Consider the following 10,876-nt stretch of genomic DNA (forward strand, 5'->3'; position numbering starts at 1 on the left):
CATCGCGGAGACATCACTGTGGGCAAGACGGGTTATTTCACCCATAGGGAGTGCTGGCGGCATGAGATGGGGCCGGGGCACCCGGAATGCCCGGCCCGGCTCGACGCCATCGAGGACCGGCTGCTGGTGACCGGCGTGGCCGATGCGCTGGAGCGGCACGAGGCCCCCCAGGCCTCGCTGGCCGACATCGAACTGGCCCATGACCGCATGCATGTGGCCGCGCTGCAGGGCCTGACCCAGCGCCTGGTCGAGGAGCAGCAGGCCGGCGGCCCCGAGTACTCCCAGATCGACACCGACACCTCCATCAACAGCCATACCTTCTCGGCCGCCCTGCATGCGGCCGGCGCCGCGCTGGCGGCCACCGATGCGGTGATGGCCGGCGAGCTGGAGAACGCCTTTTGCGCCGTGCGCCCGCCGGGCCACCACGCCACGCGCCACCAGGCCATGGGCTTTTGCTTCTTCAACAACGTGGCCGTGGGCGTGAAGTACGCGCTCAGCCGTCACCACCTCAAGCGCGTGGCCGTGATCGATTTCGACGTGCACCACGGCAACGGCACGGAGGACATCCTCTCCGGCGACGACCGCGTGCTCATGTGCGGCATCTTCCAGCACCCCTTCTATCCCTTCAGCGGCGACCAGCATCCGGCCGCCAACATGGTCAACGTGCCGGTGGCCGCCTATACCAAGGGCATGGACATCCGCGAAATCGTCGAGATGATGTGGATTCCGCGCCTGGAGGCCTTCAAGCCCGAGCTGATCTTCATCAGCGCCGGCTTCGACGCCCACCGCGAGGACGACATGGGCCAGCTGGGCATGACCGAGCAGGACTTCACCTGGATCACCTCGCGCATCAAGGACATCGCGCGGCGCTTTTCCAAGGGGCGCATCGTCTCCTGCCTGGAAGGCGGCTATGTGATGGGGCCGCTTGCGCGCAGCGTGGAAGCGCACGTGCGCGTGCTGGCCGACCTCTGAACCGGATCTGGAGCACCATGAACGCGAGCACCCATCCTTCTGAAGCCAGCCCCCTGCTCGACGTGCAGCGCGACGCGCGCGGCGTCGTGCGCCTCACGCTCAACGACCCGCAGCGCTTCAATGCCCTGGGCGAGCAGATGCTCACGCAGCTGCAGCAGGCGCTGGACGACGTGGCGCGCGACGAGTCCGTGCGCGTGGTCGTGCTGTCTGCGGCCGGCAAGGCCTTTTGCGCCGGACACAACCTCAAGGACATGGCGGCCCATCCGCAGCTGGACTACTACCAGAAGCTGTTCGCCCAGTGCAGCCGCATGATGCTGTCCATCCATCGGCTGCCCGTTCCCGTGATCGCGCGCGTGCACGGCATTGCCACGGCGGCAGGCTGCCAGCTCGTGGCCCAGTGCGATCTGGCCGTTGCTGCCCAGGCGGCACGCTTTGCCACCAGCGGCATCCACTACGGCCTGTTCTGCGCCACCCCCAGCGTGCCGCTGGTGCGCAATGTGCCGGCCAAGCAGGCCATGGAGATGCTGCTCACGGGCGACTTCATCGACGCCCAGCAGGCGCTGGAGCAAGGCCTGGTCAACCGCGTGGTGGCCGAGGAGGCGCTGGACGATGCCGTCGAGCACTTCGTGCAGTCCATCGTCAGCAAGCCCCGTGCGGCCGTGGCCATGGGCAAGGCGCTGGTCTACCGCCAGCGCGAGATGGGCATCGAGGCGGCCTACCAATTGGCCGGCCAGACCATGGCCGCCAACATGATGGATGCCGACGCCCAGGAGGGCGCCCAGGCCTTCGCCGCCAAGCGCGAACCGGCCTGGAAGACGGGCCGCTGACCGACCTGCATGTAGGTCCCGGTCCGGTCGGCCTGTCCTGGATCTGCGCGATGATGGCGGCCTGCGCCCTTGCGGCGGAACGGCCCTGACCCATGGACATCTTCGACAAGCTCATCAACGACTTCCAAAGCTCCAGCGCCTGGCTGGAGTTCTCCGTGCTCATCGCCTGCCTGCTGCTGGCCTACGGCGCCATGCGCGGCCTGCATGCGCGCTACGGCCATCTCAACGATGGAAAGCCCTCCGTATGGATAGGCCGCCATGCGCTCGATGGCGCCCTGTTCCCGCTGCTGGCGCTGGTGCTGGTCTTCACCAGCCAGGAGATCCTGGCGCGGTTTTCCACGGTGTTCTGGCTGCGCGTGGCCGTGTCGCTGCTGGTGTCCCTGTCGGTGATCCGCTTCGTGGCGCGGGTGCTCAGCCGGACCTTCCCCCACTCCACCGTGGTGCGCCTGATCGAGCGCATCTTCTCCTGGCTGGCCTGGGGCGCGGCCGTGCTGCACAGCATCGGCCTGCTGCCGCAGGTCATGGAGGAGCTGGAGGCCCTGCAGTTCAACATCGGCAAGACGCCCGTCAGCCTGCTCAACCTGATCGAGGGCACGCTGTCGGCGGGCCTGATGATGGTGGCCGTGCTGTGGGTGGCAACGCTGTTCGAGCAGAAGGTCATCAACCAGTGGGTCAGCGACCTGTCCATGCGCAAGGTGGCCATGAACATCACGCGCAGCGTGCTGATCCTGGTGGGCCTGCTGGTGTCGCTGTCCATGGTGGGCGTGGACCTGACGGCGCTGTCCGTCATGGGCGGTGCCATCGGCGTGGGCCTGGGTTTCGGCATGCAGAAGATCGCCTCCAACTATGTGAGCGGCTTTCTGGTGCTGATCGAGCGCGCGCTGCGCATCGGCGACAACGTGCGCGTGGATGGCTTCGAGGGCCGCATCACCGACATCCGTACGCGCTACACCATCATCCGCGCGCTCAACGGCCGCGAATCCATCGTGCCCAACGAGACGCTGATCACCCAGCGTGTGGAGAATCTCACCGGATTCGACGTCAAGTTCGGCCTGTCCACCAACATCGTCGTGGGCATGGACAGCGATGTGGAGCAGGTGCGCGGCATCCTGCTCGACGCAGCAGCCGCGCAGCCGCGCGTGCTCAAGACGCCTGCGCCTTCGGTGGCACTGGTCGACTTCGTCGAGCAGGGTCTGCAGTTCAGTCTCAGCTACTACATCAACGACCCGCAAAATGGCCAGGGCAATGTGCGCTCCGAGGTGAACCTCGCCGTGCTGCGCGGCCTGCGTGCCGCGGGCGTGAGCCTGCCAGTCCCCAAGCAGGTGGTACAGATCACCGAACGCGGGGGCGTGGTGGCTCAGGCAGCAGAGAAAAGCAGCTAGGATTATTCCTAGGTGCATACCCTGAGTTCAGGCTGTTCCCCCGCAGTAAATCTCAAGGGTCGTGCTTAAAATGGCACGATCGTTCTTTTTTGTGAGCGCGCATGCGGCCCTCGGCCGTCAGGGAAACCTGCCGCAGCTGCTGCAGCGCCGCATACAATGATTTCGGTTTACGTAAACGTCAATCTATCAATCAATCAGGAGCCGCTGCAATGAAGGTTTTGGTCCCGGTCAAGCGCGTGGTGGACTACAACGTGAAGGTCCGCGTGAAGTCGGACGGCACGGGCGTGGACATCGCCAACGTCAAGATGAGCATGAACCCCTTTGACGAAATCGCCGTCGAAGAAGCCGTTCGCCTCAAGGAAAAGGGCGTGGCCACCGAAGTCATCGCCGTCTCCTGCGGCGTGGCCCAGTGCCAGGAAACCCTGCGCACGGCCATGGCCATCGGTGCCGACCGCGGCATCCTGGTGGAGACCACCGAGGAGCTGCAGCCCCTGGCCGTCGCCAAGCTGCTCAAGGCGCTGGTCGACAAGGAGCAGCCCGGCCTGATCATCCTGGGCAAGCAGGCCATCGACGACGATGCCAACCAGACCGGCCAGATGCTGGCGGCCCTGGCCGACCTGCCGCAAGCCACCTTCGCCTCCAAGGTCGAAGTCACTGGCGACAAGGTCAACGTGACCCGTGAAGTGGACGGCGGCCTGGAAACCCTGGCCCTGAGCCTGCCGGCCGTCATCACCACCGACCTGCGCCTGAACGAGCCGCGCTACGTCACGCTGCCCAACATCATGAAGGCCAAGAAAAAGCAGCTGGACACGGTCAAGCCTGAAGAGCTGGGCGTGGATGTGGCCCCGCGCCTGAAGACGCTCAAGGTGGCCGAGCCCGCCAAGCGCGGCGCTGGCGTGAAGGTGCCCGATGTGGCGACCCTGGTCAGCAAGCTCAAGAACGAAGCCAAGGTCATCTAAAGGAATTCGCAGACATGACATCCCTCGTTATTGCAGAACACGACAACGCTTCCATCAAGAGCGCCACGCTCAACACCGTCACTGCGGCCCTGGCCTGCGGCGGCGACGTGCATGTGCTGGTGGCGGGCGAGAATGCCGGCGCCGCTGCGCAGGCCGCGGCCCAGATCGCTGGCGTGTCCAAGGTCATTCACGCCGATGGCGCCAGCCTGAAGGACGGCCTGGCCGAGAACATCGCGGCGCAAGTGCTGGCAATTGCTTCGAACTACAGCCACATCCTGTTCCCCGCCACCGCCAGCGGCAAGAACGCCGCGCCGCGCGTGGCCGCCAAGCTGGACGTGGCCCAGATCAGCGACATCACCAAGGTGGACAGCGCCGACACCTTCGAGCGTCCCATCTACGCCGGCAACGCCATTGCCACGGTGCAAAGCAGCGACAAGATCAAGGTCATCACCGTGCGCGGCACGGGCTTTGACGCAGCGGCCACTACGGGCGGCAGCGCCCAGGTGGAGCAGCTGGCCGCCGCTGGCGACAACGGCAAGAGCAGCTTTGTGGGCCGCGAGGTCACCAAGAACGACCGCCCGGAACTGACGGCCGCCAAGATCATCGTCTCCGGTGGTCGCGCGCTGGGCAGCAGCGAGAAGTTCAACGAAGTCATGACCCCTCTGGCCGACAAGCTGGGCGCCGCCATCGGCGCTTCGCGCGCAGCGGTGGACGCAGGCTATGCGCCCAACGACCTGCAGGTCGGCCAGACCGGCAAGATCGTGGCGCCCCAGCTGTACATTGCGGCCGGTATTTCCGGCGCCATCCAGCACTTGGCCGGCATGAAGGACTCCAAGGTGATCGTGGCGATCAACAAGGACCCTGAGGCACCGATCTTCTCGGTGGCCGACTACGGCCTGGAGGCCGACCTGTTCCAGGCCGTGCCCGAGCTGGTGCAGTCGCTGTAAGAACGCAAGGCACCGCACCGGGAGGCGGTGCCAACGGGCCCGGGTGAAGTATCCGGGCCCTGGCCAGAGCGGCACACAAGGCATGTGCCCCGGCCCCACCTGGTTCAGAGATGCAGGAGACAGATATGCAGATTTCCATTGGCCGCCGCAGCCTTGCGCTTGCGGCTGTTGTCTTTGTGGCCACCACGGGCGCCAGCGCACCGGCATGGGCCCAGGCCAGCGACTTTCCCACGCGCCCGATCACGCTGATCGTGCCCTTCCCCGCAGGCGGCTCCACCGACCGCCACATGCGCACCCTGGCCGACATCGCGGGCAAGCAGCTGGGCCAGACCATCATCGTGGAGAACAAGCCCGGCGCGGGCGGCACGCTGGGCCCGGGCAACATGTCGCGCACGGCCAAGCCCGATGGCTACACCATCACCCAGTTCCCCATGTCCATGCTGCGCATGGCGCACATGCAGAAGACGGCCTGGAACCCGGTCACGGACTTCACCTACATCATCGGCGTCTCGGGCTACACCTTCGGCTTCACGGTGCGCTCGGACTCGCCCTACAAGAGCTTCAACGAATACATTGCCGCCGCGCGCAAGAGCCCCGGCAAGATCGAGTACGGCTCCACCGGCATAGGCTCCTCGCCCCACCTGCTGATGGAGGAGCTGGCCGAGAACGCCAAGGTCACGCTCAACCACGTGCCCTTCAAGGGCAACGCCGACCTGCAGCAGGCCCTGCTGGGCGGGCACGTGGCCGCGCAAAGCGATGCCTCGGGCTGGGACACCTATGTGGATGGCGGCCAGATGCGCCTGCTCATGACCTTCGGCGAAAAGCGCACCCAGCGCTGGCCCGACGTGCCCACGGCCAAGGAGCTGGGCTATGGCGTGGTCTCCACCTCGCCCTACGGACTGGCCGGCCCCAAGGGCATGGACCCGGCCGTGGTGCGCAAGCTGCACGACGCCTTCAAGAAAGCCATGGATGACCCGCGCCACATCGAGGTGCTCAAGCAGCTGAACCAAGACGCCTGGTACCGCTCCGGCGCCGACTATGCGCAGTGGGTGCGCGAGGCCTATGCCAAGGACAAGGTCCTGATCGACCGCCTGGGCCTGGCCGCCAAGTAGGCCTGTCCTCCAATGCGCCCGCAGGGCCAGGAGGCTGGCGGGCGCAGTCCGCTTGAGATTCGTGAATTCGTGAAACGGAGTCCCTCATGACTGTCTCCCTGCCTTCGCCCGATGCGCCCTTCACCACGCTGGCCGAGCTGATCCGCGGCCACGCGCGCCAGCAGCCGGCCCATGCCGCGCTGCGCGACGACCAGCAGACGCTGAGCTACGCGCAGCTCGACGCCCTCATGGACCGCGTGGCCGCCGCGCTGCAGCGCGACGGCGTGCAGTCTGGCCAGGCGATTGCCATCTGCGCGTTGAACTCGGTGCGCTATGCCGCGCTGTTCCTGGGCGCCCTGCGCGCGGGCGTGGTGGTTGCGCCGCTGGCGCCGTCCTCCACGGCCGACAGCCTGGCCTCCATGCTGCGCGATGCCCAGGCGCGCCACCTGTTCCTCGACAAGGCGGCCCAGGACCTGGTGCCTGCCGACGGCGCCCTGCAATGCATCTCGCTGGACGGCGCCGCGCCCGGCCGGGCCTTTGACGACTGGCTGGCGCCCGAAGGCGCGCAGCCCGCGCCCGTGAGCGTGGAGCCGGCCGCGCCGTTCAACATCATCTATTCCTCGGGCACCACGGGCACTCCCAAGGGCATCGTGCAGTCGCACGGCATGCGCTGGGCCCACATCAACCGGGGCAGCGTCTACGGCTATGGCCCCGATGGCACGACGCTGCTGGCCACGCCGCTGTACTCCAACACCACGCTGGTGGTGTTCTTCCCCACGCTGGGCAGCGGCGGCTGCGTGGTACTGATGCCCAAATTCGACGCGGCCCGCTACCTGCAGCTGGCCCAGCAGCACCGCGTCACCCACACCATGCTGGTGCCCGTGCAGTACCAGCGCATCATGGCGCTGCCGCAGTTCGGCGAGCATGACCTGTCCAGCTTCCGCGCCAAGTTCTGCACCAGCGCGCCGTTCCGGGCCGAGCTCAAGGCCGACGTGGTGGCGCGCTGGCCCGGCAGCCTGACCGAGTTCTACGGCATGACCGAAGGCGGCGGCACCTGCATCCTCGAAGCCCATCTGCACCAGGACAAGCTGCACACCGTGGGCAAGCCTGCCGAGGGTCATGACATCCGCCTCATCGACGAGGACGGCCACGAGGTCGCCCCCGGCGAGGATGGCGAGGTCGTGGGCCATTCGGCCAGCATGATGACCGGCTACCACGGCCAGCCTGCCAAGACGCGCGAGGCCGAATGGTTCGACCCCACGGGCAAGCGCTTCATCCGCACGGGCGACGTGGGCCGCTTCGATGCCGATGGATTCCTCACCCTGTTCGACCGCCGCAAGGACATGATCATCAGCGGCGGCTTTAACATCTACCCCAGCGACCTGGAAACCCAGCTGCGCGCCCACCCGGCCGTGGACGACGTGGCCGTGGTCGGCGTGCCGTCCGAGCAATGGGGCGAGACGCCCGTGGCCTACGTGGTGTCGCGCGCGGGGCAGCCGGCCCTGCCCGAGGACATCATGGGCTGGTACAACCAGCGGGCCGGCAAGACCCAGCGCCTGGCGGACCTGCGCTTCATTGCCGAGCTGCCGCGCAGCGCCATCGGCAAGGTGCTCAAGCGCGAGCTGCGCGACCAGTACGCGACGGGGCGCTGAACCGGCGGATGCTTTCTCCAAACGATGTCCACCACGATGTCCACCAAGAGGTACACCCCATGAGCAACGACACCACGATGTCCGAGGTCCGCCGCCAGGTGACGGCCGAGGAATGGCAGACCCGCATCGAACTGGCCGCCGCCTACCGGCTGGTCGCCCACTTCGGCTGGGACGACCTGATCTTCACCCACATCTCGGCGCGCGTGCCGGGCCAGCCCGACCAGTTCCTGATCAACCCCTACGGCATGCTGTTCGACGAGATCACCGCGTCCAGCCTGGTCAAGGTGGACCACGAGGGCCGGCCGCTGATGGAGACCGAGTACGACGTCAACCCGGCCGGCTTCGTCATCCACAGCGCCATCCACGACGGCCGTCCCGAGGTGCAGTGCGTGCTGCACACGCACACGCGCTATGGCGTGGCCGTCTCGGCGCAGAAGGAGGGGCTGCTGCCCATCTCGCAGCAGTCCATCTTCCCGCTGGCGCGCCTGGCCTACCACGGCTACGAAGGCGTGGCCCTGCGCGACGACGAGAAGCCGCGCCTGGTCGATGACCTGGGCGCCAGCAACTTCCTCATCCTGCGCAACCACGGCCTGCTGACCTGCGGCCGCAACGTGGCCGAGGCCGTGCTGGCCATGTACACGCTGGAGTCGGCCTGCCGCATCCAGATCCTGGCGCAGTCGGGCGGCGGCGAGCTCACGCGCATCCCGCAGGACATCATTGCCGACGCGGTCAACCAGTCGCGCCAGGTCACCAAGGGCAAGGGCGCAGGCCTGGCCTGGCCCGGCCTGCTGCGCCGCCTGGACCGCATAGACCCTTCTTACAAGGACTGAAGGAAACCATGGGAATTCTGGTCAATATCCACCCGAGCATGGGCGCGCCCATCGTCGACTCGCTGCGCGCGCTGGCGCCCGGCGTGCAGGTCTGGGGCCACCGCGAAGAAGCGCCGGCCGACGCGGTCGAGGCCATGCTCGCCTGGAGCCTCAAGCCGGGCGTGCTGCCGGCCTATCCGGGCCTGAAGCTGCTGTGCGCGCCCAGCGCGGGCGTGGACAAGCTGCTGGCCGTGCCCGACCTGCCGGCCGGCCTGCCCGTGGCGCGCACCGTCGATCCGCAGCAGCATGTGGAGATCGCCCAGTACGTGGTCGGCACCGCGCTGCGCCACACGCGCGAGCTGGACCTGTTCGCGCGCCAGCAGCAGGCCGGCGACTGGCTGCGCCGCCCCGTGCGCGCCAGCGCAGACTGCCGCGTGGGCATCCTGGGCCTGGGCGAGGTCGGCCGCTTCGTGGCCGGCGCCATGCAGGCCGTCGGCTACCCTGTCGCAGGCTGGAGCCGCGGCGCCAAGAGCATTGCAGGCCTGGCCACGCACAGCGGTGCCGAAGGTCTGAAGCAGCTGCTGTCCACCAGCGACATCCTGGTCTGCGCCTTGCCGCTCACGCCCGAGACGCGCGACCTGCTGGACCGCCGCACCCTGTCCCTGCTGCCGCGCGGTGCCTACTTCATCAACGTGGGGCGCGGCGAACAGGTGGTGGAAGATGACCTGCTGGCCCTGCTCGACGAAGGCCACCTGGCCGGCGCCGCGCTGGACGTGCTGCGCGACGAGCCGCCCCAGCCCGGCAACAAGGTCTGGGGCCATCCCAAGGCCTTTGTCACGCCGCACATCGCGGCCCAGGCCTCCGCCGACACCGTGGCGCGCCAGTGCCTGGAGAACCTGCGCCGCCTGCGCGCGGGCGAGCCGCTGCTCAACCTTGTGGATGTGGCGCGGGGGTATTGAGCCCTTTTTTCATCCGACGCTGCGCTGTTGCGTGGCGTTTTTTCATCGCCGGGCCGCCCCAAGATGAAAAGCGGCCCCCTTGGGGGGCAGCGGACCTTGCGCAGCAAGGGTAGCGTGGGGGCCATTTTTCAACTGAGAAGAATCCAGAGACACCATGCCTTCGACTTCCCGCCGCGGCTTTTTGCAATCGACCGCTGCCGCAGCTGCAGCAGCCACCACCGTGCTGGCCCCCTCGGCCTGGGCCCAGAGCCCCTGGCCCTCCAAGCCCATCCGCATCATCGTTCCGTACACGGCAGGCGGCTTCACCGACCAGATGGCGCGCCTGCTGCAGGTCGGCCTGCAGAAGGCCCTGGGCCAGCCCGTCATCGTGGAGAACAAGCCCGGCGCCAACAGCATCATCGGCGTGGACCAGATCGCCAAGGCCGCGCCGGACGGGCACACCTTCGGCGTGGTCATCGCGGCCTATGCGGCCAACACCACGCTCTATCCCAAGCTGCCCTACAACCCGAAGAAGGACCTGGTCGGCGTCTCGCTCATGGGCGTCTCGCCCCTGGTCGCTGCCGTGGCCATGAACGCGCCCTTCAAGACCACGCCCGAGCTGATCGCCTATGCCAAGGCCAATCCCGGCAAGGTGGGCTTCGGCTCCTCGGGCAGCGGCTCCAGCGCCCACCTGACCACCGAGCTGATGAAGCTGCTCACCAGGACGGACATGGTCCACGTGCCCTACAAGGGCGCTGCGCCTGCGCTGGCCGACCTCATGGGTGGCCAGATCCCGCTGTTCCTGGACCCGCCGCCCAACCTCATCCAGCCCGCCAAGGCCGGCCGCATCCGCCTCATCGGCGTGGCCAGCGACAAGCGCCTGGCCGCGCTGCCCGACGTGCCCACCTTCGTGGAGCAGGGCTACGACGGCCTGCTGGGCAGCACCTGGGCGGCCATGATCGCGCCGGCCGGCGTGCCGCGCGAGATCGTGCAGCGCATGTCCGCCGAGGTGTCGCGCATCATCCGCAGTGCCGAGGTGTCGCAGCGGCTGGAGCAGGTGATGGGGACGTTTGCGGAGGGGTCCACGCCTGAGGAGTGCGATCGGTTCATTGCTGCCGAGACGGAGAAGTGGGGGAGGGTGATTCGGGAGGCGAAGGTGACGGTGGACTAGGTTTTGCTGGTCCGTTGATCCTTTTGTTCGTCGGTCTGTTTTTCTGTTTTTGCCCCTGCCGGGTGGTTGTTTTTCGAGGCCGGGTTTCGGCCCGGCGGCCGACCTACTTTCTTATCGCGCGATAAGAA

At 67.4% G+C, this 10,876-nt stretch carries 10 protein-coding genes; all 10 read left to right on the forward strand.

Annotation, left to right across the window (positions count from 1 at the left end):
* Window positions 1-66 precede the first annotated feature (66 nt).
* The 10 genes from ACM14_RS14275 to ACM14_RS14320 all read left to right on the forward strand — a co-directional run bounded on the left by ACM14_RS14275 (window position 67) and on the right by ACM14_RS14320 (window position 10,748).
* Complete coding sequence (locus ACM14_RS14275) at window positions 67-972, forward strand: histone deacetylase family protein (protein ID WP_049801441.1); 906 nt, start codon at window positions 67-69, stop codon at window positions 970-972.
* 17 nt (window positions 973-989) lie between these two features.
* Window positions 990-1,799, forward strand: coding sequence for an enoyl-CoA hydratase (locus ACM14_RS14280; protein ID WP_065346505.1), 810 nt, complete (start codon window positions 990-992; stop codon window positions 1,797-1,799).
* A gap of 92 nt (window positions 1,800-1,891) precedes the next feature.
* A complete protein-coding gene (locus ACM14_RS14285) occupies window positions 1,892-3,181 on the forward strand; it encodes a mechanosensitive ion channel family protein (RefSeq protein ID WP_013803461.1) in 1,290 nt (429 codons plus the stop codon).
* Between the two features lie 209 nt (window positions 3,182-3,390).
* On the forward strand, window positions 3,391-4,140 hold the full coding sequence (locus tag ACM14_RS14290) for an electron transfer flavoprotein subunit beta/FixA family protein (RefSeq protein WP_065346506.1): 750 nt from the start codon (window positions 3,391-3,393) through the stop codon (window positions 4,138-4,140).
* Between the two features lie 14 nt (window positions 4,141-4,154).
* The gene (locus tag ACM14_RS14295; protein ID WP_034390428.1) at window positions 4,155-5,087 is read left to right on the forward strand and encodes an electron transfer flavoprotein subunit alpha/FixB family protein; all 933 of its coding nucleotides are present in this window, start codon (window positions 4,155-4,157) and stop codon (window positions 5,085-5,087) included.
* A 125-nt stretch (window positions 5,088-5,212) separates the two neighbouring features.
* Complete coding sequence (locus tag ACM14_RS14300; RefSeq protein ID WP_012203334.1) at window positions 5,213-6,199, forward strand: tripartite tricarboxylate transporter substrate binding protein; 987 nt, start codon at window positions 5,213-5,215, stop codon at window positions 6,197-6,199.
* A gap of 86 nt (window positions 6,200-6,285) precedes the next feature.
* Window positions 6,286-7,830: a class I adenylate-forming enzyme family protein gene (locus tag ACM14_RS14305; RefSeq protein WP_065346507.1), complete on the forward strand. Its 1,545-nt coding sequence runs from the start codon at window positions 6,286-6,288 to the stop codon at window positions 7,828-7,830.
* A 59-nt stretch (window positions 7,831-7,889) separates the two neighbouring features.
* Window positions 7,890-8,660 carry a class II aldolase/adducin family protein gene (locus ACM14_RS14310; protein WP_065346508.1) on the forward strand — a complete coding sequence of 257 codons (771 nt, stop codon included), beginning with the start codon at window positions 7,890-7,892 and terminating at the stop codon, window positions 8,658-8,660.
* Between the two features lie 8 nt (window positions 8,661-8,668).
* The gene (locus ACM14_RS14315) at window positions 8,669-9,598 is read left to right on the forward strand and encodes a glyoxylate/hydroxypyruvate reductase A (RefSeq protein WP_065346509.1); all 930 of its coding nucleotides are present in this window, start codon (window positions 8,669-8,671) and stop codon (window positions 9,596-9,598) included.
* Window positions 9,599-9,752: 154 nt separating this feature from the next.
* Window positions 9,753-10,748, forward strand: coding sequence for a tripartite tricarboxylate transporter substrate binding protein (locus ACM14_RS14320; protein WP_012203338.1), 996 nt, complete (start codon window positions 9,753-9,755; stop codon window positions 10,746-10,748).
* Window positions 10,749-10,876: the final 128 nt, after the last annotated feature.

The sequence above is a fragment of the Delftia sp. JD2 genome (genome assembly GCF_001682645.1).
Taxonomy (GTDB): Bacteria; Pseudomonadota; Gammaproteobacteria; order Burkholderiales; family Burkholderiaceae_C; genus Comamonas; species Comamonas acidovorans.

Excerpts from the sequence above, each read along its gene's own strand:
- ACM14_RS14275 (WP_049801441.1), top strand. The coding sequence starts at position 67 with ATGGGGCCGGGGCACCCGGAATGCCCGGCCCGGCTCGACGCCATCGAG.
- ACM14_RS14280 (WP_065346505.1), top strand. The coding sequence starts at position 990 with ATGAACGCGAGCACCCATCCTTCTGAAGCCAGCCCCCTGCTCGACGTG.
- ACM14_RS14285 (WP_013803461.1), top strand. The coding sequence starts at position 1,892 with ATGGACATCTTCGACAAGCTCATCAACGACTTCCAAAGCTCCAGCGCC.
- ACM14_RS14290 (WP_065346506.1), top strand. The coding sequence starts at position 3,391 with ATGAAGGTTTTGGTCCCGGTCAAGCGCGTGGTGGACTACAACGTGAAG.
- ACM14_RS14295 (WP_034390428.1), top strand. The coding sequence starts at position 4,155 with ATGACATCCCTCGTTATTGCAGAACACGACAACGCTTCCATCAAGAGC.
- ACM14_RS14300 (WP_012203334.1), top strand. The coding sequence starts at position 5,213 with ATGCAGATTTCCATTGGCCGCCGCAGCCTTGCGCTTGCGGCTGTTGTC.
- ACM14_RS14305 (WP_065346507.1), top strand. The coding sequence starts at position 6,286 with ATGACTGTCTCCCTGCCTTCGCCCGATGCGCCCTTCACCACGCTGGCC.
- ACM14_RS14310 (WP_065346508.1), top strand. The coding sequence starts at position 7,890 with ATGAGCAACGACACCACGATGTCCGAGGTCCGCCGCCAGGTGACGGCC.
- ACM14_RS14315 (WP_065346509.1), top strand. The coding sequence starts at position 8,669 with ATGGGAATTCTGGTCAATATCCACCCGAGCATGGGCGCGCCCATCGTC.
- ACM14_RS14320 (WP_012203338.1), top strand. The coding sequence starts at position 9,753 with ATGCCTTCGACTTCCCGCCGCGGCTTTTTGCAATCGACCGCTGCCGCA.